This is a genomic window from Leifsonia sp. Leaf336 (assembly GCF_001423695.1).
Taxonomy (GTDB): Bacteria; Actinomycetota; Actinomycetes; order Actinomycetales; family Microbacteriaceae; genus Leifsonia.
Window position 1 is genome coordinate 208,964 of sequence record NZ_LMOZ01000001.1, and the last position, 22,206, is coordinate 231,169.

Genomic DNA, 22,206 nt, shown 5'->3' on the forward strand with positions numbered 1-22,206 from the left:
GGGGCCCGGCGCGCTCAGCGTAGCCCTAGGCGGACCGCCTGGCCTAGGAGATCATGAGGATTCGTCGATCAGGCCCGATCGGGCCCATCATGCCGATCACGCCGGCGCGGTCGCGCCGACCCGGGCGGTCTCGATCGACTTCGAGAGCGAGTCGATGTCGACCGGACCCTCGTGGCGCTGGCCGTTGATGAAGTAGGTGGGAGTGCCCGCGGCGCCGCTCTCCTCGGCGCTGGCGATGTCGTGCCTGATGCGGTCGGCGAAGGCGTGGGAGCGGAGGTCGTCGAGGAACCGCTGCTGATCGATCCCGAGCTGCTGGGCGTAGCCTTCGAGATCGCGGATGCCGAGGCGGTCCTGGTGCGCCAGCAGGAGGTCGTGCATCGGCCAGAACGCCCCCTGCGCGCCCGCGGCCTCCGCAGCCTCCGCCGCACGCAGCGCGTTGGGGTGCACGTCGGTGAGGGGGAGGTGCCGCCACGCGAGCGCCACATCGGGGTGACGTTCGAGGAGCTCCCGCACCGTCGGTTCGCCGCGGCCGCAGAAGCCGCACTCGAAGTCGCCGTACTCGACGACGGTGACCCGCGGGTCCTCAGCCCCGCGCAGATGATCGGCATCCGGATCGATCGGGGTCAGCAGGTCCAGGGTGGGATCGGGGCGCCCGTTGAGGGCGAGGGTCCGCCGGTTCGCCGGGATGAATCGCACGCACGCGAAGACCAGCCACGTCAGCGCGGCGGAGCCGATCACCGAGAAGAAGATCCCGATCTTCGCCTCGGCCAGCTGCGGCCCGGACAAGGCGATGCCGGCGATGAGCAGGGAGACCGTGAAGCCGACGCCCGCCGCGGTGCCGCTCCCCAGCACGGAGAGCCAGCCGACCTGGGGATGGAGGCGTCCCCGGGAGAACCTGCTCAGCAGCCACGAGCTGCCGACGACCGAGACCGGCTTGCCGACGACGTAGCCGACGACGATGCCGATCGTCACCGCGCTGACGGCGGAGCGACCCAGCAGTTCCGGTGTGATCACCACGCCCGCGTTCGCCAGCGCGAAGATCGGCACGACGACATAGCTCGTCCACGGGCTGAGCCGGTAGAGGATGCGTTCGTTCTCGGACAGCGAGTCCGCGAGGCCGGCCGCGGCCGACCGCGCCAGTTCGGCGTTCGGGCTCACGCGGTAGTCGTGCACCAGCCCGGTGGCGCGCTCCAGGTCGGCGCGGACCGGGACGTACGCGGTCGTCGCCAGCCCGATGGCGAGGCCGGAGACCACAGGGTCGATGCCGCTCAGCAGCAGAGCCAGCCACATCAGCACCCCGAGGACGAGGGCGAGGTTGCGTCCGAGTGTCCGGTTGAGCCTCCGCACCACGATGATGCCGGCGAAAGCGGCGACCGCGGCGACCAGCGGGATCGGGGAGATCGGCCCGCTGTAGAGCACGGCGATGATGATGAGCGCGGCGACGTCGTCGACGACGAAGGCCGTCAGGAGGAACGTGCGGGTCCGCTTCGGGGCCCGTCGGGCCAGCAAGGTCAGGATCCCCAGCGCGAGCGCGGTGTCGGTCGACATCGCCACGCCCCAGGCGCGGGCCGAGTCGAGCCCGTGGTTGATCAGGAGGTAGATGGCGACCGGCAGCGCCATGCCGACGAGTCCGACGGTGATCGGGAGGATGAGGCGGCTGCGCTCGCGGAGGTCGCCCAGGTCGAGCTCTCGGCGGGCCTCCAGCCCGACGGCCAGGAAGAAGAGGGTCATCAGGCCGCTGTTGACCCAGGTCCGCAGGTCGTACGAGAGCGCGAACGGGCCGGCCGTGATCCCGAGCCGCTGGGTCCAGAACGCCTCGTACCCGCCGATGTTCGCCCAGATCAGCGCGAGGAGGACGGCCACCACGAGGAGGATGGAGGCGAGCGCGCCCGCCCGCAGGATCCCGTGGAAGGTGCGCCGCGGGTGCATCATGACGGTGCGCTCGTCGTCGGAGGCCTGCTCCACCCGTGCAGGGGATTCAGAACTCACTCGGGTCACCGCCATCGCCGTCGCTCAGCCGGCTGGGGACGAGCCGGTAGCGACAATCTAGTCCGGCGACGGCCCGTGCCGAACCGGTGCGGCCTCAGGCCGTGCGCTGCAGGTTCGCCGCGATCGCGTCCAGCGCGTCCTCCAGCGACTGCTGGATGCCCGGGATGTCCTCCGTCGTGTCGATGGTCAACGTCGCCGCGCCGTCGGCGATCCGCAGCGACCCGCTGTAGTCGTGCGATCCCGGCGCCGACCAGCTGATCTCCTTCGCGGCGAAGTCGGCGTCGAAGCGGGCGTCCGCCGTGACGATCTCCTCTTGGCCGTCGCGGTCGGTGTCGACGCGGGCGGTCGTCTCCACGGTGCCGTCCGGCTGCTCGTGAGCGCTCACCATGTGCGGGAAGTACTGCGGCAGGTTCTCGGGATCGGCGATGTAGGCGAAGTACGCGTCGGTGTCGCCGTCGATGGGCTTGGTCGCGGTGTAGGTGGTCATGAGGGCGAAGCTAGCCGGGCGCCCGGCCCCACGAAAGCGCTTGACGGGGGCGTCCCGAGGTGGTGACGACGCGGCGGATCATGGAAAGGGCGCTCTGGCAATCCCCTTTCCGCCGACCGCACAGAGCGGATCGTGGCGGCATGCGAACGGATGTCGCGGAGACCGGAGAAGCGAGCACGGAGCTGCCCGCCTGCCCGTTCTGCGGTTCGACGCTGTCGGTCGAACGCCGGCTGGTACGGGCGGCGGGCGGCGGCTGGAGGATCGCGGTCCTCCCACCCCGCTGCAGGAACCCGCGATGCCAGCGTGGTCAGGCCCGCAGCGCCGCCAGCAGGCCGGCGTAGTCGTCGCCGCAGGCCGCGCAGCGGGACAGGTGGAGGGCGACACCCGGGTAGCGGGCGGCCGCGTCCACCCCGGCGAGGACGAGCTCGGCGAAGACATGCATGACCGACATCGTCTCGCCGCAACCGGCGTCGGGCTCACCGGACCCCAGGAAGTCCCTGATCCGCGTTCGCGCGCTCATCTCGCCTCCTCTCCGTCTTCATAGTGCTCGTCTGCATCCGGGCCGTCTTCGTCCAGATAGTGATTAGTGACAAGGTAGCCCCGCAACTTCCTTCGCGCGTCGAAGAGCACCTTGTAGAGCGCTCCGCGGCTGGTCCTCCGGGCGACCGCGAGCGCCTCGAGCGGCACGCCCTCGACGACCACGGCGAGCAGCACCTCCCGCTGCCGTCGCGACAGGACCGTCTCGATGGCGTGCCGCAGCGCCCCCAGCAGTTCCCCCGCCATCCCCGCTTCCTCCGGCGAGATCCCGAGGCGATCGGGGAGGCGTTCCCACCCGGACGCGTCGAGCGACAGGGTGCGGTGCTGCCAGAAATGGCGGCCGGTCTTCGTCGAGACCTCGAAGATCGCGAACGTGTAGGCCCAGGTCGTGAAGCGGCTCTCGCCGCGGAACTCGTGCAGGCGTCGCAGCACGCCGATCACCGCGTCGGCCGCCGCCTGGTGGGCGATGTCGTCGAGCTCTGGCCCCGCGAACGGCAGGGAGGCCGAGCGACGGCGGACCTCGCCGCGCGCCACGCGGAGGAGCAGCCGGTACAGCTCCTCCTGCGCGTCGCGCTGGACCGATCCACCGGCGGTCAGCCGGCGCCTCCAGTCGTCGGTCTCCGCGCGATCACCGACCTCCATGGGTCGATGGTATGGCCTCCGGCTCGCGCTGCTCGGCCGCCCTCGGCGAGAAAGTTCCGGCTGCGGGGTAAGCATCCCGCGCCCACCGACACTCACCCCTCGAACGCGTCGTCCGCGTCGCGCTCGATGACCGGTATCTCCGGCCACCGGAACGGAACGATCGAAGGAGAATCATGAGAACCCCAGTTCGTCTTGCTCTCGCGTCGGCGGCGGCCGTCGCCGCGACGGCGCTCTTCGCGGCCCCCGCACTCGCCGCGCCCGCCGGCGCCGGCGCCTCCACCGACACGCGAGCCTCCTCCGCGGTCTTCGTCCAGACCGACGGCGTCGGCGGAAACGCCGTCGTCGCCTACGACCGGGCACCCGACGGCTCGCTCCACCAGGTCGGGACCTATCCGACGGGCGGCCTCGGCGGAGTGCTCGCCGGCTCGGTCGTCGATCACCTCGCGTCGCAGGGCTCGCTGGTCCTCGACCGCGGCCTCCTGTATGCGGTGAACGCCGGAAGCAACACGGTGACCGTCTTCGCCGTGCACGGCGACCAGCTCGTGCGGCGCGAGGTCATCGGCTCGGGCGGGTCGTTCCCGGTGAGCGTGACGGCGCACGGCGGTCTCGTCTACGTCCTCAACGCGCGGTCGGGAGGCTCCGTCCAGGGCTTCGTGCGCGTCGCCGACTTCCTCATCCGCATCCCGGTCTGGAACCGGCCGCTCGGGCTCGACCCCACGCTCGCACCCGAGTTCACGCACACACCCGGTCAGGTCGCCTTCACTCCGAGCGGCTCGCAGCTGGTCGTGACCACGAAGGGCAACGGCAGCGCGATCGACGTGTTCGGCGTCGACCGGCTCGGCGGGCTCTCCCCGCACCCGGTGACGACGGTGGAGCCGGGGGCCGTGCCGTTCGCGGTCGGCTTCGACGCGGGCGCGCATCTGGTGGTCGCGGAGGCGGGGACCAACGCCGTCGCCACCTTCTCGATCGCTCCGAGCGGCGCGGTCGTGCCGATCGCGACCTCCGCGACCGGGCAGGCTGCCACGTGCTGGATCGCCCGTGACGGGTCGTGGTTCTACGCGTCCAATGCGGGCAGCGGCAGCCTCTCCGGTTACGCCGACGCGGGCGCGGGCGGGCTGAGTGCGCTCGGCACGACCCCGACCGGCGCCGGAACCGTCGACGCCACCGTGACGAGCGACGGCCGGTACCTGTACGTGCAGACCGGCGCCGCAGGGGGTGTCGACGGGTTCCGCGTGAACCTCGACGGCAGCCTGACGAAGGTCGGATCGGTGCTCGTGCCCGGAGGCGCCGGCGGCGAGGGGATCGCGGCCCAGTAGCGTCGTTATCACCCGCCGTCGATCCGGCCGGTCCGCGTCTCCTGGAGGTCGCGCGGGCCGGCCGGACGACTCTGCTCGCGGCGGCGCGACTACCCGCTGAGCGCGGCGACGATGGTCTGCGCCGCCTCCCAGTACTGGGCGTAGTAGCCCGGGTCGGAGTTGACCTGCACCGCGTGCGCGAGGGCGGAGGGCGCCATCGTCTGCCAGCCGTCGATCGTGATGAGCTTGTCGAAGAAATGGGTGGCGGCGGTGTACGGATCCATCCGATCGGCCAGGGTGCCCCACGCGCCGTTGTCGCGCTGCTGGAACAGCCCGCGGCTGTCCGGGCCGGCGACGTCGCCGTAGTCGAGGTTGCGGAGCCCGGACTCGCCGATCGCGGTCATGACCCCGACGGCCTGGGTGCGGGTGCCGATGCCCTGGTCGCGCGCGGCGTTCATGATGTGGGCGGCCATGATGAGCTCCGGCTGGCAGAATCCGGCGACAGGGCCGGCGGGCACCACGATCGTGCCGACCGTGACGGGTGCGGCCGCCGGACAGCTCGGAGCGGAGGCCGCGCGTGCATTCGCGCCGGACGCCGACGCGCCGGCGGTCAGCGCGGGAGCGACGTACGCGACGGCGAACCAGCCGACCACGAGGACGACCGCGGTCGCGATCACTCCGGCGAACAGTCTTCGCATCGCCGCCCTCCTTCCTTCCGCTGCGGGGGCGTTCCGCGACCGTAGACGGGCAAGCTGCGCGCGGATTGTGCGCCGGCTGAACGTGCGCCGATTCGCGCGCGAACGGTTTCTTAGCGACGCCTTGGGGAGTCGACCGTAGCGTTCGGAGGGTTCCGACCCGATCAGTCGATCCGATCCTTCGAAGGAGAGCCCAATGACCGAGCCGAACCGCCTCGCCCTCCGCGAGAACAAAGTGCCCGAACCCACCGCGTCGTTCTGGGCGATCAAGATCCTCGCCACCACCGTCGGCGAGACCGCTGCCGATCTGCTGTCCTCCAGCCTCCACCTCGGCACGCAGCTGACCAGCGTGGTGATGGCCGTCGTGTTCCTCATCGCCTTCGTGGCGCAGTTCCGGAGCGCGCGGTACATCCCGGGCCTCTACTGGCTCACCGTTGTGCTGATCAGCATCGTCGGCACGCTGATCACCGACAATCTCACCGATGGTCTCGGTGTGCCGTTGGCCGTGTCCACGGCGGTGTTCGCGATCGCGCTGATCGCGACGTTCGTCGTCTGGTACAAGTTCGAGCGAACCCTCTCCATCCATGACATCGTGACCCGGCGGCGGGAGGCCTTCTACTGGCTCGCCGTGCTCTTCACCTTCGCCCTGGGAACCGCCGCGGGCGACCTCGTCGCCGAGCAGTTGAACCTGGGCTACCTGGTCTCTGTGATCGTCTTCGCGGTCGCGATCGGCGTGGTGGCGCTGGCCCACTTCGGATTCAAGCTGAACGCGATCGTGGCGTTCTGGATCGCGTACGTCCTTACGCGTCCGCTCGGGGCGTCGCTCGGCGACTACCTGTCGCAGCCGACCTCCGACGGCGGCCTGGGCCTGGGCACCATCGTCACCAGCCTGATCTTCCTCGCCGCCATCCTGGTACTGGTCGTCTACCTGACGGTCACCGGGCGGGGGCGCACCGCTCGCGCCTCCGTCGCGGCCGCGGAGCCGGAGGAGCGGGTGGAGGCATGACCTGAGGGGCGGCGGCCCTTCGCGTCGCATCCTTAGCGGCTTCTGTGACCCGACGCGGGACGATCAGGGGGTGCGCGTTTTCGTGATCGCCCTGGCCTTGTGCGCCGCCGTCGTCGCGGCCGTGGTCGCGATCGTCCTCGCCGTGGACCTGGTCGACGCGCGGGACATGGGTGACGGCGTCCCAGACGCGCCCTAGGACGTTTCGCGCGCCGGATCTGCCATAGTCGGAGTCTGATGGACGTTCCCATTCACACGCTGCGCTACTTCTGCGTGCTCGCGGAGGAGTTGCACTTCGCCGCGGCCGCGGCCCGGCTGAACATGGCGCCCCCGTCGCTCAGTCAGCAGATCGCGCGTCTGGAGTCGGCCGTCGGCGAGCCGCTCTTCGACCGGACCTCCCGCGCCGTGCAGCTCACGGAGGCCGGGGAGCAGCTTCTGCCGCACGCACGGAGGGCGGTGGAGGCCCATGGCGACGTGCTCGACTGGATCGGCAGCCGTCGCGCCACCCCGGCCCCTGTGCTCCGGATCGGCGTGGTCGCCGCGGGCGCGGGGCCCCTCACGTCGCGGGCCATCGCGAGCGCGGTGCAGCGCATCCCGGGGCTCCGGCTCGAGATGCGCAAGGTCGGCTTCTTCGACCCGCAGGTCGAGCTCACGGCCGGGCGGGTCGACGCTGTCTTCGCGCCCGCTCCGCTGCAGGTCGACGAGGAGGTCGTGACCGCGACGCCGCTGTGGACGGAGCCGCGCGTCCTGGTCACGCCGGCCGACCATCCGCTGGCGTCGCGCACGTCCATCGGCATCGACGAGACGCGCGACGAGACGTTCGTCGCCGTGTCCGGCGGCGACCCGAAGGCCGTGGCGTGGTGGCTGGTCGACCCGCGGCCCGACGGCAGCCACCCGAGGGTCGGTCCCGTCGCGCAGGACATCGACGGCATCCTCGCGCTCGTCGGAGCCGGGATGGGTGTGAACATCGCCGCGGCGTCGGCGGCGACGCACTACCGCCGCGCGGAGCTGGCGTTCGTCCCGATCACCGACATCGAACCGGCGACCATCCTGCTGTGCACGCGCCGCCGCCGCGAGCCGGTCGTCGCCGCCTTCGTGGAGGTCGTGGAGGCCGAGGCCCGCGCCGCGCGCCCGTGACGAGGATCCCGCTCACGCCGTTGGGATCAGCCCGGCCTGCGGCGGCCGCGCACCGGTGATCCAACCCACGACCGCGTCGTTGTCCGTCTCCCGCGTCGCCACGTCGGCGACCTTGCGTCCGCGGTTGAGCACCACGATGCGGTCGGCGACCTCGAACGCCAGCGGGAGGTTGTGGGTCACGACGACCACGGCGATCCCGCGGCCGGCCATGCGGGTGATCAGGTCGGCGACCTGCCGGGTCTGCGCGTATCCGAGCGCCGCCGTCGGCTCGTCGAGGAGCAGGACTCCGCGACCGCGGGCGGTGGCGCGCACGGCCGAGCGGGCGAGCGCGACGACCTGACGCTGACCTCCCGAGAGCATCTCGACGGGCCGGGTCACCGGTGCGGTCGTGACGCCGAGCGCCTCGAGCTCGCGGGCGGCCTCCCGCCTCATGGCGCGCTTGTCGAGGAAGCCGAGCCAGCCCAGCGGCCCCTTGAGCACGGGTTCGCGGCCGAGCGTCAGGTTGCTGGCGATGTCGGCGGCGTCGACGAGCGCGAGGTCCTGGTAGACCATCTCGACCCCCGCGTCGGAGGCGTCGCGGGGCGACCGGAACTCGACCGTCCGGCCGCTCACCTCGATGGCGCCCTCGGAAGGCCGATGGGCGCCCGACATGACCTTGAGCAGCGTGGACTTGCCCGCGCCGTTGTCGCCGAGCAGCGCGACGACCTCACCGGAGGCGACCTCGAAGTCGACGCCGTCGATGGCGCGGACGAAGCCGTAGTTGAGGGCGACGCCGCTCAGGCGCAGGCCGGGGGCCTCCGCGTCGGACAGCGTGTTCGGGTCGATGCCGTTCATCTCAGGCCTCCTGCGCGGGGATGTGGGTGGTGGACGCGCCGTCGAGGGTCGCCCGCGGCGGCGGGGCCAGCCGGTTGGCGACAGCGCGCGACATCAGCCGCTCGAAGCCGAGGGCGAGCACGAGCAGCACGCCGGTCGCGATCGTCGACCAGTACGGCTGGATGCCGCGGATGATGAGCGCGCTCGCGATGGTCGCGATGATGAGAGCGCCGACGAGCACGCGCGGGAGGCTGCCGCGGCCGCCGGTCAGCGGCATCCCGGACAGCGCCACCGCGGTCAGCGCGGAGAACAGCAGGTCGACGCTCGGGTTCGGCGACGCCTGCGTGGTGGTGGCGGTGACCAGGAGGCCGCCGATCGCCGCGCAGAGACCGGAGAGGATGAAGCCGAGGACACGGTACCGGTCGGCGTTGATGCCCACACGTCGCACGGCGTCGATGTTGCCGCCGACGCCCAGCAGCCGGCCTCCCGACCGGGTCTTCGTGAGGAACAGCCAGCCGGCCAGGTACACGACGGCGACGACGAAGACCGGGGCGGGGATGCCGAAGTAGGAGGTGCTGCCCATCCAGCCGAGCTGGGTGATGCCGGTGATCGGCACGCCGCCCGCGACGAGCTGGGCGAGGCCGCCGAGCACGGTCAGCGAGGCGATCGTGACCACCAGCGGGTTCAGTCCGCGCAGCACCAGCACCCCGTTGACGGCGCCGACGGCCGCGCCGACGGCGAGCCCGGCGAGGATGCCGGCCCAGGCCGGTCCGCCGTTGTGGATGATGGTCGCGCCGACGACGGCGCCCATCGTCGCCGACCCGGGGATCGAGAGGTCGAGCGCGCCGCTGAGGATGCCGACGGCGACGGCGGCCGCGAAGACGGCGGTGAGTGCGGCGGCGTTCGCGATCAGGGCGGCGTTGGCCAGCGTGAAGAAGTACGGGCTCGCCCAGAAGGCGAAGATCGCCACGAGCACGATCCAGAGGACGATGATCCCGCGGTCGCGCAGGAAGACGAGGGTGCGCACGCCGGAGCCGGAGCCGCCGTCCCGCTCCGCCGCACCCGGGCGGGGTGCGGTGGAGCGGGCGGCGCCCTGCTTCGACGCGGAGGCGTCGTGGGTGGTCATGGTGCTGTCCTTCCGGATCATCGCCGATTCAGCGCGTCACTTGGTGATGACGGTGATCGGCGTCGTCAGCTGGGTGCCCTTGGCGGTCGGGTCCGCGGCGAGCGTGTGCAGCTGCTTGAGGTTCTGCATGAGGTCGGCCTGGAAGTCGAAAGCGAGGTCGGCGTAGAGCTTGCCGTCCTTGACGGCCTGCTGAGCCTCCGTGCCGCCGCCCGCGCCGACGATGCAGGTCTTGGCCGGGTCCTTGCCCGCCTGCGTGAACGCCGCCAGGCCGCCGAGACTCGACTCGTCGTCGGTGCCGACGACCGTGTTGGCGCCCGGCGCCCCCTGCAGCGCGCTGGAGATGATCTGCTGCGACTTCAGCCGGTCGGCTGCGTCCTGCTGGTTGACGATCTTCGTGCCGGGCGACTTCTCGGTCAGCGTCTTCTTGAACTGTTCGTTGATCGCGGTCGTGCTCTGGGCGCCGGCCGGGCTCTGCAGGAAGATCACCTGACCCTTGCCGTCCAGGCGCTTGTCGATGCACTCGGCCGTCAGGCTGCCGAGCTTGGTCCCGTAGTCGGCGTTGTCCACGTTGGTGAAGGTGATCCCCGGCTGCTTGCCGCTGAAGCCGTAGTCGGAGGGGATGCCGGAGGCGATGACGACAATGCCCTTGCCTGTGGCCTGCGACAGTACGGGGGCGATGGTCTTGGCCGCCTGCGGGATGACCCAGATGGCGTCGACCTGGCCGAGCTGCACCCACTGCTGCAGCTGCTGCAGCTGAGTCGACGGGTCGCCCTTCGGGTCCGCCGTGACGACCTTGTCGCCCTGTGCGGTGGCTGCTGCGGTGAGGCCGTCGGCGAGGCCCTTGAGAGCGGGCACCTGGAGGGTGAACGGCGAGAAGCCGATGCGGAGTGCCTTGCTGGTCGATCCGCCCTTCGTGGCGGGGTCCGCCGGCGATCCCGCGCTGCAGCCGGCGAGGCCGAGCCCGACGGTCACGGCGAGGGCGGCCGCGGCCAGCAGGGACCGCCGCAGCCCGCGGCGGGAGTTGGCTGTGTTCATCATGCGTGCACCTTTGCGTCGCGATCGGCACGGCTGCCGATACTTGAGTCGGTTCTAGCACGGTCCGAACGAAAATGAAAGTAACTTTTGCGGAACGAAAGTTCATGAGGTCAGGCCTATCGCGCGGTAGGCAAGACGTACTGGCTTTCCCGTCGCCGTGCGCTCAGGCTGCTGAGGACGCGACTCAACGAGGAGGTTGACCCATGTCACTGGACGAGACCACGAGACCAGGCCCCCATCCCCACGCCGGCATTCTTCCCGGCGCCCCGAACCCGTTCTTCCTCGACAAGGGGGAGGGCGAGAAGAGCGTCGTGTTCGACACGCTGTTCACGGTCCTGCTCACGGGCGACGAGACCGAAGGCCAGTACGACGTCTTCACGACCGAGGGGAACGCCGGCGACATCATCCCGGCCCACATCCACCCGTACACCCACGAGATCTTCTTCGTCATCGACGGAGCCGTGCATCTGTGGATGGACGACGAGAAGGGCTTCAAGGACGACCGGGTGCTGCAGGCGGGAGCCTTCGGCTACGTGCCCAAGGGCACCATCCACGCGTTCCGCATCGAGTCGACCGCACGGGTGCTGGGCGTGAGCACGGGAGGCTTCGCACGCTTCTTCCACGCGATGGGAACCCCCACGACGAAGCCGGGCATCCCGCAGCCGTCGGAGTTCTACGCGCCGTCGTTCGACCAGATGCGCGCGGCCGGCGAGCTCTACGGCACGGTGTTCCGGCCGGACTACAACTTCCTCGACGACTGAGCCCGTGACCGCGGAGAATGTCGTCGAGCGCGTGAGCGCGCACGTCTTCGCCGAGCCGGCGGGATCCGGGCCGCTGCGGCTCGACCTCCACCTGCCGACCGCGCACGACCCGCTCGGCTCGCTACCGCCGCTGGTCGTCTTCGTGCACGGAGGCGGCTGGCGCGCCGGCGACCGCGGGACCTTCGTGCCGACCATGCACGGCGAGCCGAGCCCCTTCGCCCGAATCGCGGCGGCCGGCATGGCCGTCGCGTCCGTCGACTATCGGCTGAGCGGCGACGCGGTCTTCCCCGCGCAGGTGGACGACGTGCGCGCGGCGCTGGCCTGGCTGCGCGCGCATGCCGGCGACCTCGGTGTCGACGGCTCCCGCGTCGTGCTCTGGGGCGAGTCCGCCGGGGCGACCCTTGCGGCGCTCGTCGCGCTCGAGCCCGACTCCGGAGTCAGCGGCCTCGTCGACTGGTACGGCCCTGCCGACCTGGAGGCGCTCGCCGCCGCCCTCGGCCAGTCGGCCGACCCCGCAACGCGCGAGGCCGGCTGGCTGGGGCACCCCATCTCGGCCGACCCGGCCCGGGCGCGCGCCGCGAGCCCTCGCCACCAGGTGCGACCAGGCGCTCCGCCGACCCTCATCGCGCACGGGCTCGCCGATGAGGCGGTGCCGCACTCGCAGAGCGAGCTGTTCGCGGCGACGCTGACCGGGGTGGGCGCGCCTGTGGAGCTGACCCTGGTCCCCGCCGCGGGGCACCTCTGGCAGGGCGACGTCGATCGCGACTCGCTGCTGGAGGCGGCGATCGCCTTCTGCGTGCGTGTGCTGCGGTGAGCCGCCGGCTCAGGCGGAACGGAGGCGGAGGGAGATGTCCGCGGCCGTCGCACGGGCGCTATCGAGCAGAGGCCCGCGCAGGGAGGCCAGGTCGTGACGGGTGGTGTTGACCGCGATGTTGATCGCTGCGGCCGGGCGGGCGTCCCTGCCGAACACGGGGACGGAGACCGAGCGGAGGCCCGGAGCGACCTCCTCGTCCTGCAGCGCGTAACCCTGCTGGCGAACGGTCGCCAGCCGGGACTCCAGCTCGCCGACGGAGTGCGCGGCGTTGGGGCCTGCGGCCGCGAAGTCGGCGTCGGCATAGAGGTCGCGCAGCTCCGCGGTGTCGAGGTACGAGAGCAGCAGCTTGCCCATGGAGGTGAAGGCGGCGGGCAGCGTCGAGCCGACCTGGATGTTCGCCGTCACGAGGTCGGTGTTGCGGATGCGCGCCAGGTAGAGAACCTGGTCGCGCAGCAGCACGCCCAGGTTGACCGTCTCGCCGGTGGCCTCGGCCAGCTGGCGCAGGGGCTGCTCGCTCAGCTGCACGAGGCTGGAGCCGCGGAGCGCGGCGGAGCCGAGCGTGAGCACCGCGACGCCCGGCTGGATGGTGCCGTCGGCCAGGCGCTCCAGGTAGCCGCTCTCTTCGAGGGTCGCCACGACGCGGAACGCGGTGGGCATCGGGATGCCGGTGCGGTCGCAGATGTCGCGGAGCTTGAGCGACGTCGTCGTCTCGTCGAAGAGGCTGAGCACGTCGAGACCCTTGGCGAGAGCCTCGATGCGGTAGCGGTTGCCGTCAGGGGCTTTCATGGAGTGAAACCGTATCTCAGTGCGTTGGGGAGCGCAAGGCCGCGTCAGGCCTCACTCCCCGCCCCCGTGCCTGTCCACGCCGAAGACGCGGAGCTGCAGCGCGAGCAACCCGTAGTACCCGACGAGGGTGCTGACCTCGAAGACCCCGTCGGCTCCGATCGCCGCCTCGGCCTCCGCCCAGCCGGCGTCGTCGAGGTCACCCGCGAGCAGAGCGGCCGTCACGCGGGCGACCACGCCCTCGTCCCCGCTGAAGGCGCCGACGCGACCCGCGTGCAGCGCCTCCAACTCGGGGTCGGTGAGGCCGACCGCACGGCCCACCGCGCTGTGCGCCTCCCACTCGAACGCGCTGTCCCAGTGCCGGGCGACGAGGAGGATCGCCAGCTCCCTGGCGCGGTCGGGGAGCGCACCGCGGTAGCGGAGGGCCGAACCGAGACTCTGCACGGCGTCGCCGAGCGGCGGCGCGAGGAGGAACGCGTTGAACGGTCCGCGCAGCGCTCCGTCGGCGTCGCGGAGGGGGAAGTGCTGAGGTCCGGCCGCGCGGGGTCCGCCCGCGATCGCGTCGTAGAGCCGGGCCTGCTCGGCGTCGAGCTCGTCGGGACGGAGCCGGGGGATGCGGGACGTCATCGATCGATCCAATCAACAGTCACCATCAATATGAAAGAGATTTTCACACAATGAATGACGACATCGTACTCGACGCTGCAGGATTCACGTTCGGAGCCCGGATCTACCGCGCCGAGGAGCCCTCGGGCGCGGCGCTGGTGTGGCTGCACGGCGGCGCCTTCATGTTCGGCGACCTCGACATGCCGGAGGCGGACGCCGTGGCCCGCGCGCTCGCCGCCGGCGGGGTGAGCGTGGTGTCCGTCGACTACACGCTCGCACCGCAGGAGGGTGCCGCCGGACTGCCGGAGCCGGACGGAGTCGACGGCATGCCGTCCCCGGAGGAGCTCTTCCTCATGCGTCCGGGCCCGCGTGCCGCCTTCCCGGTGGCGTCGCTGCAGACGGTCGCCGCGTTCGACTGGGCTGTGGCGCACGCCTCCGAGCTGGGCGCCGCGGTCGACCGCGTCGCCCTCGGCGGGGCGAGCGCCGGCGGCAACCTGGCCGCGGGGGCGGCGGTCCGGCTGCGCGACCGGGCGGGCGCGGCGCCGAGTGCGCTCCTGCTGGCCTACCCCGTGCTGCACGCCGAGCTGCCCGCGGCCGACGCGTCGCTGCTCGCGGCCCTGGAGGGTGTGCCTGTTGCGCTGACCTTTCCACCCGAGGCGGTGGCGGCCATCACGGCCAACTACCTGGGCGGCGCCGACCCTGGCGACCCCTACGCCTTCCCGGCGGGAGCCGCGCTCGACGGCCTGCCGCCCACGCTGCTGCTGACGGCCGAGCGCGACCGGCTGCGCGCGTCGGCGGAGGCGTTCGCCTGCGCGCTGATCGCCGCAGGAGTCGACACCGAGGTGTGCAGGGCTCCCGGGGCCCTGCACGGCTTCCTGAACGAGCCCGGCCATCCGGCGGCGCTGTCGGCCGTCGCGCGGATGCTCCGCGCCGTCGGGGTTTGACACCAGGGTGAAGCGGAGCGTAAATTCATCCGACGAAAGTGACTTTCATATGATGAAGTCCAACACGACGAAGTGAGGTGGCCTCGGTGACGATCCAGACCAGTGCCCAGGAGGCGCCGACGCGCACGCCCGATTGGCTCGGCCTCGACGGGGCCCGCGTCGTCATCGCCGGCGCCGGGGGTATCGGAACGACCTGCGCCCTCCGGTTCCTCGACGCCGGGGCCCACGTGCTCGTCGTCGATCGCGATGAGCGCCGCCTCCACGAGCTCGACGCCGACCCGTCTTTCGGAGGGCGAGGCGGCCGCACGCTCGTTGCCGACCTCACGGCACATGGCGCGGCGGTGACGGTGGTGGATCACGCGATCGACACCCTCGGCGGTCTCGACGTCGTCCTCCACAGCGTCGGCATCAACGACCGCCGACCCCTGCTCGACTTCACCGAGGACGAGTGGCAGCGCATCATCGACGTGAACCTCACCACACTGTTCGCGCTGGGCCAGGCCGCCGGCCGCCGGATGACCGAGCAGGGGCACGGCCGCATCGTGGCGCTCTCCAGCGTCTCCGGCCTGCTCGCGCACGAGAACCACGGGCCCTACGCGGCCTCCAAGGGCGGCATCAACCAGCTCATCCGGGTGATGGCCCGGGAGTGGGCGAAAGACGGCGTGACCGTCAACGCCGTCGCGCCCGGCTACGTCGAGACGCCGCTGACCAGCGGCCACCTCGCCGAGCACGGCAACCGCGAGAAGCTCGAGGGCCAGGTGCCCGCCGGGCGCCTCGGCACCCCGGACGAGATCGCCGGGCCCGTGCTCTTCCTCGCCTCACGTCAGGCCGGCTTCATCACCGGGCACGTGCTGTACATCGACGGCGGCCGCACGCTCGTCTGACCCCGGTCGGACCTCCGTGCCACCCGCTCGAACGAAAGGACAACGAATGAACGCACCGCAGATCTTCCCCCGCTTCGCCGGGCAGACGGTGCTCGTCACCGGCGCCGGAACCGGCTTCGGCGCCGAGATCGCCGTGCGCGCCGCCCAGGAGGGCGCCCGCGTCGGCGTGCACTACAACCGGTCGGAGGCCGGCGCCCGTCGCACGGCGGAGCGCATCGCGGCGCTCGGCGGCGAGGCGTTCGTCGTCCAGGCCGACATCTCCGACTGGGAGGAGGTCAAGCGGCTGCGCGACGAGGTGTTCGCGACCGCAGGGGTGCTCGACGTGCTCGTGAACAATGTCGGCGACGTCGCGACCGACCTGATGTCGTGGCGCGACCTCACTCCCGAGACGCTCGACCGCGTCGTCGACGTGGATGTGAAGGGCACGCTCACGATGGTGCACGAGTTCGGCGGGCGGATGGTCGAGCAGGGCCACGGGGCCATCGTCAACATCGGTTCGACCGTCATCGTTCGCGGCAGCGCCCGGGCCCCGGTGTACGCGGCCGGCAAGTACGCACTCCTCGGCATCACCAAGTCGTACGCCGCCGCGCTCGCGCCGGCCGTGCGGGTGAACATCTTCGCGCCGGGCTTCATGGAGACCGAGGCGACGCTGGCCCGCCCCGACTGGCAGGGCGGCCGCCGCGAGAAGCTCATCGCGCAGACCCCGCTCGGCACCATCCCGGCTCCGGAGGTCGTGGCCGGCACCGCGCTCTTCCTCGCCAGCGACGACGCCTCGCACATCACCGGCGCGTACATGCTCGCCGACGGCGGCTTCAACATGGTCGGCGCGTGAGCCGGGCCCTCGCACACCAAGAGATAAGGAACGACACATGAAGCTCATCACCTTCGACGAGGGACGCGTCGGGCGGATCGACGGCGACGACGTCGTCGAGCTCGACATCCCCTCCACCAAGGCGTACTTCGAGGCCGAGGGCCGCGTCGGCGAGACCGGGGAGGTCGTCCCGCTCGACAGCGTGCGGCTGCGCGCTCCGATCGTGCCGAAGAAGTTCTTCCACACCGCGGGCAACTTCGCCGCGCACCACGAGGAGCTGCAGAAGGTCAACTGGTCGCACCCGGTGCACAAGGGCATCGTGTTCTTCCAGAACGTCGACGCGATCATCGGGCCGGAGGATCCGATCGTGTACCCGGAGCACCTCACCTCCGAGCTCGACTACGAGCTGGAGCTCGCCGTGATCCTGGGCAAGCCGGGCAAGTTCTTCAGCCCGGAGGAGGCCTGGGACCACATCGCCGGCTTCACGGTGTTCAACGACATCACCGCGCGCGACATCCAGCGCCGCGAGATGAAGTCGGGCGTCTTCTCCTTCAGCAAGGGCATCGACACGTTCTGCCCGATCGGGCCGTGGATCGTCACCAAAGACGAGATCGACGACCCGCAGAAGCTCGCGATGGAGCTGCGCGTCAACGGGGAGGTGCGCCAGCGCGGCAACACCGACCAGATGCTGGTCACCCTCCCGCACCTCGTCGCCTACCACTCGCCGCAGATCTTCAGCGCGGGCGACATCATCACCACCGGCACGATCTCCGGCGTGGCGGCCATCCAGGACAACCCGTTCGACTTCTACCTGCGGCCGGGCGACGTCGTTGAGGCCGAGATCGACGGCGTAGGCACCCTCCGCAACCCGGTCGTCAGCTGGCAGGACGCCTACGGCGTGCCCGCGCCGGCGAAGGTCGACTGGTGAAGCTGGCCAACCTCGACGGGCGCGCCGCGATCGTCCACCCCGACGGTACGGCGACGGATGTCGCTTCGGCCTCGGAGGGCCGGTTCGGGCCCGACCCGATGGCGGCGTTCGCGGATTGGGAGGCCTTCGGCTCGTGGGCCGCGGCGGTCGCCGCGCCCGGCGAGCTGGCGATCGAGCCGGCACGGCTCGGACCACCCGTGCCGCGGCCACCCCAAGTCTTCGCGATCGGCGTCAACTACCGCGAGCACGCCGACGAGGCCGGCTATCCGCCGGACAGCCTGCCGGTGACCTTCACCAAGTTCCCGAGCAGCCTCACCGGCGCGGACGCGACCGTCGAACTGCCGGACGGGAACGTCGACTGGGAGGTCGAGCTCGTCGTGGCCATCGGTGTCGGCGGTCACCGCATCCCGCACGACGAGGCGTGGGCGCACGTCGCCGGCATGACGGTCGGCCAGGATCTCTCGGAGCGCGTCGCCCAACTCGAGGGCGCCCGTCCGCAGTTCTCGCTGGCGAAGTCGCATCCCGGATTCTCGCCGACCGGGCCGTGGCTGGTCACGCCCGACGAGCTCGCGGATCCGGGCGACCTCGCGATCGGGTGCGCCCTCGACGGTGAGACGCTGCAGGATTCCCGGACCTCCCGGATGATCTACGACATCCCGGAGCTCATCGCCCGGCTCTCCGCCGTCGTGACCCTGCTCCCCGGTGACGTGATCTTCACCGGGACCCCGTCGGGGATCGGCAACGCCCGCACTCCCAAGCGCTTCCTGCGTGCGGGGGAGACCCTGGTGTCCACCATCGAGGGCATCGGCACCATCCGCACACGATTCACGGAACGGACAGACGCATGAGCATCGGCAACGACTACCCCGCCGGCTTCCTGTGGGGAGTCGCCACCGCAGGGCATCAGGTGGAGGGCAACAACGTCAACAGCGACGTGTGGTTCCTGGAGCACCTCCCCGGCACCATCTTCGCCGAGCCGTCGGGAGACGCGATCGACCACTACCACCGGTACCGCGACGACATCGCGCTGATCGCCGAACTCGGGTTCACTGCCTACCGGTTCTCGCTGGAATGGGCGCGGATCGAGCCGGAGGAGGGGCTGTTCTCGACCGCGGAGCTCGACCACTACCGCCGCGTGCTCGAGGCGTGCCGGGAGCACGGTCTCACGACGGTCGTGACTTTCCACCACTTCGTGAGCCCGCGCTGGCTGCTGGCCTCCGGCGGCTGGGAGGACGAGCGGACGCCCGCCCTCTTCGCGCGGTACTGCGCGACGGTCATGGAGCACCTCGGCGACCTCATCGACGTCGCCTGCACGCTCAACGAACCGAACCTCGCGTGGCTGCTGCGGTCGTTCGGGATCGGCGGCGAGCCTCCGGAGGCACGTGCGTCCGTTCCGCTCTGGTCTGCGGCGGCCGAGCGGCTCGGCATCGCGCCGTCCCGGATCGCGCCGTTCCAGTTCACCGTCTCGCAGGCCGGATTCGACGTGAAGCTCGCGGCCCACCGGCTGGGCAGGGACGCGATCCGCGCGGCCAAGCCCGGCATCCCGGTCGGCTGGACGCTCGCGAACTCCGATATCCAGGCCGCTCCGGGCGGCGAGGAGCGCGCAGACCGCGTCCGCAACGAGGTCAACGAGCGGTTCCTGGAGGCTTCCCGCGACGACGACTTCGTCGGCATCCAGACCTACGGTCGCACGGTGTACGACGCCGAAGGCCTCGCCGCAGCGCCCGACGGAGTGTCCGTGAACCAGATGGGCGAGGAGGTCTACCCGCAGGCGCTGGAGGTGACGATCCGGGAGGCCGCCACGATCGCGCGCGTTCCCGTGATCGTCACCGAGAACGGGCTCGCCACGGAGGACGACGGCCAGCGCATCGACTACCTCCGGGTCGCGCTCGCGGGCGTGCGAGCCTGTCTCTCCGACGGGATCGACGTGCGCGGGTACATCGCGTGGACGGCGTTCGACAACTACGAGTGGATCTTCGGCTACGGCCCGAAGTTCGGCCTGATCGCCGTGGATCGTGCGACGCAGGAGCGCACGCCGAAACCGAGCGCGCACTGGCTCGGCGAGGTCGCGCGCACGAACGGAGTCGAACCGGTGTGAACGAGCGACGATGCGCCGACCTCCGCGTCGAATACCTCCATGAGCCGAGCGGGGTCGCCACCACGCGTCCGCGGTTCTCTTGGAACGTCGACCACGAACAGACCGGCTACCGCCTCGAGGTCGCGACCGCCGGCGGTCGCGTGGTCTGGGACACCGGTCGCGTCGACGGAGCTCAGACGGCGTCGGTCGAATACGCGGGGGAGCCGCTGGCCTCCGACGCCGCCTATCGCTGGACGGTGCACAGCTGGGGAGCCGACGGCACCGATGCCGTCGGCACCGATGCCGTCGGCACCGATGCCGTGGGCGCCTCCCGCTTCGAGACGGCCCTGCTCGATCGCGCCACCTGGGAGGCCGCCTGGGTCACGCCCGACCAGCAGCCGACCGCGATCGAGCGGTGGACCCTCTTCGACTGGATCCGCGGTGCGCAACCCGAAGGCGGCCCGGCCGAGCGACTCCGGCCCGTGCAGCTCCTCCGCCAGCGGTTCACCGCGTCCCCGGACATCGTGCGGGCGCGCCTGCACGCCACGGCCCGGGGGATCTACCAGCCGCACCTCAACGGCGCCGCTGTCGGCGACGAGGTGCTCGCACCGGGCTCCGACTCGTACCGGCACCGCATCTCCGTGCAGGCCTACGACGTGACCGACCTCGTGCGGCCCGGAGAGAACGTGCTCGCGATAGCCCTCGCCGACGGCTGGTGGGCGGGCCGGATCGGCATCACCGGTTCGAGCGCGCAGTACGGCGATACGACCTCCGCGCTCTGGCAACTGCACCTCGACCACGCCGACGGCAGCCGCACCGTCGTCGCATCGGGCGATGACGTCGTGAGCTCCACCGGACCGTGGGTGTACGCCGACCTCTTCGTCGGCGAACGCTACGACCGCCGGCTGCTCGCGGAGGACTGGGCCGAGATCGGGTTCGCCGACGGGGATTGGCGGCCGGTGGCGGCGTCACGCGCCGATACCGCACAACTCGTGCCCTTCGCCGGCGAGCCGGTGCGCCGCGTCGCCGAGCTTGCAGCGGCCTCCATCGTCGCCGAACCCCGGCCGCCCCACGGCGGCGATGACCGCGACGGCGGCGCCGGCTGGATCGTCGACTTCGGTCAGGTCATCGCCGGGCGGGTGCGGATGACGGTGCGCGGGCTGGAGGCCGGCGACGAGGTCGTGATCGAGCACACGGAGGCGCTCGCCGCCGACGGCTCCTGGTTCGTCAACATCCTCGGCATCAACACCGAGCAGACCGACGTCTACGTGGCGGCCGGTCCCGACGAGGACACCTGGGAGCCGTCGTTCACGTTCCACGGGTTCCGTTACGCGCGGCTGCGCGGCCTCCGCTCCGCGCCCGACGCCGGCGACGTGACCGCGGTGGTGATCGCCAGCGACCTGGAGCAGACCGGCTCGTTCACGACCTCCGACGCCCGCCTGAACCGGCTGCATCAGAACGTGGTGTGGAGCCAACGCGGCAACTTCCTCTCCATCCCCACAGACTGCCCGCAGCGCGAGCGCGCCGGCTGGACAGGCGACATCCAGGTGTTCGCGCCCGCCGCGACGAACAACGCGATGGTCGCGCCGTTCCTCAGCCGCTGGCTGGAGAACCTGCGCGCCGACCAGCTGGAGGACGGCCGGGTTCCGATCGTCTCTCCGCGCTCGCCGTTCGACGACGAAGCCGCGGCTGCGGCGCAGGGGATCGGCGCGATCGTCGCCGCCGCGGGGTGGGGCGACGCCATCGCGTTCGTGCCCTGGACGCTCTACCAGCGCTACGGGGACGTGCGAGTGCTCGCCGATGCGTATCCGGCGATCCTGCGCTGGATCGACTACCAGGCCACCGCCGCCTACGCCGAGGGCGACCACTTCGGCGACTGGCTGGCGCCGAGCACGCTGGAGGGCAAGCCGTTCCACGAGGCGATCGGCGTCGCCCCCGCTCTCACCGGCGGCCTGGTGGCGCCGATGTTCCGGGCGCAGACGTTGACGATCGCGGCCGGAATCGCCGAGGTGCTCGGGCGCCCGCGGGAGGCCGCGACGCTGGCCGAGCAGGCTGACGGTGTGCGGGCCTCCTTCGCCGCCGCGCACGTCTCGGCCGACGGCAGCCTCCCCGTCGAGCTGCAGGGCGTGTACACGCTCGCGCTCGCGTTCGGGATGGTCCCGGATGACCGCGTCGCGGCGACGGCCGGCCGCCTCGCCCGGCTGGTCGAAGAGCGCGCGGACCGCCTCGACACCGGGTTCCTGTCCGTGCCGTACCTGCTCGACGTGCTGTGGGACCACGGCTACCCGCAGCTCGCCCGCCGCGTGCTGTGGCAGCGCGAGCAGCCATCGTGGCTGTACGAGGTGGACCACGGGGCGACGACCATCTGGGAGTCCTGGGACGCCGTCGCGCCGGACGGCACGCCGCGGCCGACCTCCTTCAACCATTATGCGTTCGGCTGCGTCGACGACTGGCTGTACCGCCGCGTCGCGGGCCTGCGCGCGACGGCACCCGGCTACCGGTGCGCGGTCATCGAGCCGGACCTGGAGGCCGGTCCCGCCGAAGTCGCTGCCCATGTCACGACCCCGTACGGCCGGTTGGGCGTGCGGTGGGAGCGCATCGGCGAGCGGGTCTCGATCACGACCGAGGTCCCGCACGGAGTGACGGCCGAGCTCGCGGTCGCCGGCCGGTGCCTCCCCCTCGGCGCGGGCACGGCGACCAACCGACTCGACCTCGCAGCCGGCTCGACTCCGACTCTGTACGGTCTCTCGCGGGGGGCGACCTGACCCAGGCGAATCGATCATCGACCCATAGCGTTCTCTCAGGAGGCACCCCGAATTCTGTGCCGAATATTGGAGCG

General features: G+C 71.3%; 22 protein-coding genes and 1 pseudogene. 13 read left to right on the plus strand and 10 right to left on the minus strand.

The features are described from left to right. Positions 1-96: 96 nt before the first annotated feature. The 4 genes from ASF88_RS01020 to ASF88_RS01035 all read right to left on the minus strand — a co-directional run bounded on the left by ASF88_RS01020 (position 97) and on the right by ASF88_RS01035 (position 3,655). Positions 97-1,989 (minus strand): Na+/H+ antiporter NhaA, encoded by a 1,893-nt coding sequence (locus ASF88_RS01020; protein ID WP_200935210.1) that lies wholly within the window; start codon positions 1,987-1,989, stop codon positions 97-99. A 94-nt stretch (positions 1,990-2,083) separates the two neighbouring features. Next, complete coding sequence (locus ASF88_RS01025; RefSeq protein WP_055913042.1) at positions 2,084-2,476, minus strand: SRPBCC family protein; 393 nt, start codon at positions 2,474-2,476, stop codon at positions 2,084-2,086. Between the two features lie 307 nt (positions 2,477-2,783). Further along, a complete protein-coding gene (locus ASF88_RS01030; RefSeq protein WP_055913045.1) occupies positions 2,784-2,996 on the minus strand; it encodes a hypothetical protein in 213 nt (70 codons plus the stop codon). Continuing rightward, positions 2,993-3,655 carry a sigma-70 family RNA polymerase sigma factor gene (locus tag ASF88_RS01035; RefSeq protein WP_055913047.1) on the minus strand — a complete coding sequence of 221 codons (663 nt, stop codon included), beginning with the start codon at positions 3,653-3,655 and terminating at the stop codon, positions 2,993-2,995. The genes ASF88_RS01030 and ASF88_RS01035 overlap by 4 nt, the downstream gene beginning before the upstream one ends. A 173-nt stretch (positions 3,656-3,828) precedes the next feature. Here ASF88_RS01035 and ASF88_RS01040 point away from each other — a divergent pair, with 173 nt between their 5' ends. Continuing rightward, positions 3,829-4,971 (plus strand): lactonase family protein, encoded by a 1,143-nt coding sequence (locus ASF88_RS01040; RefSeq protein WP_055913050.1) that lies wholly within the window; start codon positions 3,829-3,831, stop codon positions 4,969-4,971. An 89-nt stretch (positions 4,972-5,060) separates the two neighbouring features. On the opposite strand, the gene ASF88_RS01045 is transcribed toward ASF88_RS01040, so the two are convergent. Beyond that, positions 5,061-5,648: a hypothetical protein gene (locus tag ASF88_RS01045; RefSeq protein ID WP_055913053.1), complete on the minus strand. Its 588-nt coding sequence runs from the start codon at positions 5,646-5,648 to the stop codon at positions 5,061-5,063. A 193-nt stretch (positions 5,649-5,841) separates the two neighbouring features. Between ASF88_RS01045 and ASF88_RS01050 the strand changes: the two genes are divergently transcribed. The 3 genes from ASF88_RS01050 to ASF88_RS01055 all read left to right on the plus strand — a co-directional run bounded on the left by ASF88_RS01050 (position 5,842) and on the right by ASF88_RS01055 (position 7,785). Beyond that, positions 5,842-6,651: a COG4705 family protein gene (locus tag ASF88_RS01050; protein WP_055913056.1), complete on the plus strand. Its 810-nt coding sequence runs from the start codon at positions 5,842-5,844 to the stop codon at positions 6,649-6,651. A gap of 70 nt (positions 6,652-6,721) precedes the next feature. Continuing rightward, entirely contained in the window at positions 6,722-6,847 is a 126-nt protein-coding gene (locus tag ASF88_RS21040; protein ID WP_268765632.1) for a hypothetical protein, read from the plus strand. A 38-nt stretch (positions 6,848-6,885) separates the two neighbouring features. Beyond that, on the plus strand, positions 6,886-7,785 hold the full coding sequence (locus ASF88_RS01055) for a LysR family transcriptional regulator (RefSeq protein WP_055913063.1): 900 nt from the start codon (positions 6,886-6,888) through the stop codon (positions 7,783-7,785). 12 nt (positions 7,786-7,797) lie between these two features. Here ASF88_RS01055 and ASF88_RS01060 read toward each other — a convergent pair whose 3' ends face one another. The 3 genes from ASF88_RS01060 to ASF88_RS01070 are packed head-to-tail and all read right to left on the minus strand — an operon-like array spanning position 7,798 to position 10,762. After that, the gene (locus ASF88_RS01060; RefSeq protein ID WP_055913068.1) at positions 7,798-8,619 is read right to left on the minus strand and encodes an ATP-binding cassette domain-containing protein; all 822 of its coding nucleotides are present in this window, start codon (positions 8,617-8,619) and stop codon (positions 7,798-7,800) included. A 1-nt stretch (position 8,620) separates the two neighbouring features. Continuing rightward, complete coding sequence (locus tag ASF88_RS01065; RefSeq protein ID WP_162242550.1) at positions 8,621-9,724, minus strand: ABC transporter permease; 1,104 nt, start codon at positions 9,722-9,724, stop codon at positions 8,621-8,623. Positions 9,725-9,760: 36 nt separating this feature from the next. After that, positions 9,761-10,762 carry a sugar ABC transporter substrate-binding protein gene (locus ASF88_RS01070; protein WP_055913074.1) on the minus strand — a complete coding sequence of 334 codons (1,002 nt, stop codon included), beginning with the start codon at positions 10,760-10,762 and terminating at the stop codon, positions 9,761-9,763. A 200-nt stretch (positions 10,763-10,962) separates the two neighbouring features. Between ASF88_RS01070 and ASF88_RS01075 the strand changes: the two genes are divergently transcribed. Together ASF88_RS01075 and ASF88_RS01080 are read left to right on the plus strand one after the other, a co-directional pair. After that, a complete protein-coding gene (locus ASF88_RS01075) occupies positions 10,963-11,520 on the plus strand; it encodes a quercetin 2,3-dioxygenase (protein WP_055913077.1) in 558 nt (185 codons plus the stop codon). Then, positions 11,441-12,334: pseudogene (locus tag ASF88_RS01080) on the plus strand (alpha/beta hydrolase fold domain-containing protein); the annotation flags it as partial. The gene ASF88_RS01075 and the pseudogene ASF88_RS01080, both read left to right, overlap by 80 nt. Positions 12,335-12,343: 9 nt before the next feature. Here the strand turns inward: ASF88_RS01080 and ASF88_RS01085 are convergent. Together ASF88_RS01085 and ASF88_RS01090 are read right to left on the minus strand one after the other, a co-directional pair. Beyond that, positions 12,344-13,120: an IclR family transcriptional regulator gene (locus tag ASF88_RS01085; protein WP_055913080.1), complete on the minus strand. Its 777-nt coding sequence runs from the start codon at positions 13,118-13,120 to the stop codon at positions 12,344-12,346. Between the two features lie 51 nt (positions 13,121-13,171). Continuing rightward, complete coding sequence (locus tag ASF88_RS01090; RefSeq protein WP_055913083.1) at positions 13,172-13,744, minus strand: carboxymuconolactone decarboxylase family protein; 573 nt, start codon at positions 13,742-13,744, stop codon at positions 13,172-13,174. A 50-nt stretch (positions 13,745-13,794) separates the two neighbouring features. Here ASF88_RS01090 and ASF88_RS01095 point away from each other — a divergent pair, with 50 nt between their 5' ends. The 7 genes from ASF88_RS01095 (at position 13,795) to ASF88_RS01125 (ending at position 22,132) form a co-directional block, all read left to right on the plus strand. Beyond that, entirely contained in the window at positions 13,795-14,667 is an 873-nt protein-coding gene (locus ASF88_RS01095; protein WP_055913086.1) for an alpha/beta hydrolase fold domain-containing protein, read from the plus strand. A gap of 86 nt (positions 14,668-14,753) precedes the next feature. Next, a complete protein-coding gene (locus tag ASF88_RS01100) occupies positions 14,754-15,551 on the plus strand; it encodes an SDR family NAD(P)-dependent oxidoreductase (protein WP_235493218.1) in 798 nt (265 codons plus the stop codon). Between the two features lie 46 nt (positions 15,552-15,597). Next, positions 15,598-16,383, plus strand: a complete 786-nt coding sequence (locus tag ASF88_RS01105; protein ID WP_055913089.1) for an SDR family NAD(P)-dependent oxidoreductase — start codon at positions 15,598-15,600, stop codon at positions 16,381-16,383. A gap of 37 nt (positions 16,384-16,420) precedes the next feature. Then, entirely contained in the window at positions 16,421-17,290 is an 870-nt protein-coding gene (locus ASF88_RS01110; protein ID WP_055913092.1) for a fumarylacetoacetate hydrolase family protein, read from the plus strand. After that, the gene (locus tag ASF88_RS01115) at positions 17,287-18,138 is read left to right on the plus strand and encodes a fumarylacetoacetate hydrolase family protein (protein ID WP_055913095.1); all 852 of its coding nucleotides are present in this window, start codon (positions 17,287-17,289) and stop codon (positions 18,136-18,138) included. Before ASF88_RS01110 ends, ASF88_RS01115 begins: the two co-directional genes overlap by 4 nt. Beyond that, positions 18,135-19,388 (plus strand): glycoside hydrolase family 1 protein, encoded by a 1,254-nt coding sequence (locus tag ASF88_RS01120; RefSeq protein ID WP_442915012.1) that lies wholly within the window; start codon positions 18,135-18,137, stop codon positions 19,386-19,388. The genes ASF88_RS01115 and ASF88_RS01120 overlap by 4 nt, the downstream gene beginning before the upstream one ends. Beyond that, positions 19,385-22,132: an alpha-L-rhamnosidase gene (locus tag ASF88_RS01125; RefSeq protein ID WP_055913098.1), complete on the plus strand. Its 2,748-nt coding sequence runs from the start codon at positions 19,385-19,387 to the stop codon at positions 22,130-22,132. Before ASF88_RS01120 ends, ASF88_RS01125 begins: the two co-directional genes overlap by 4 nt. Positions 22,133-22,206 lie beyond the last annotated feature (74 nt).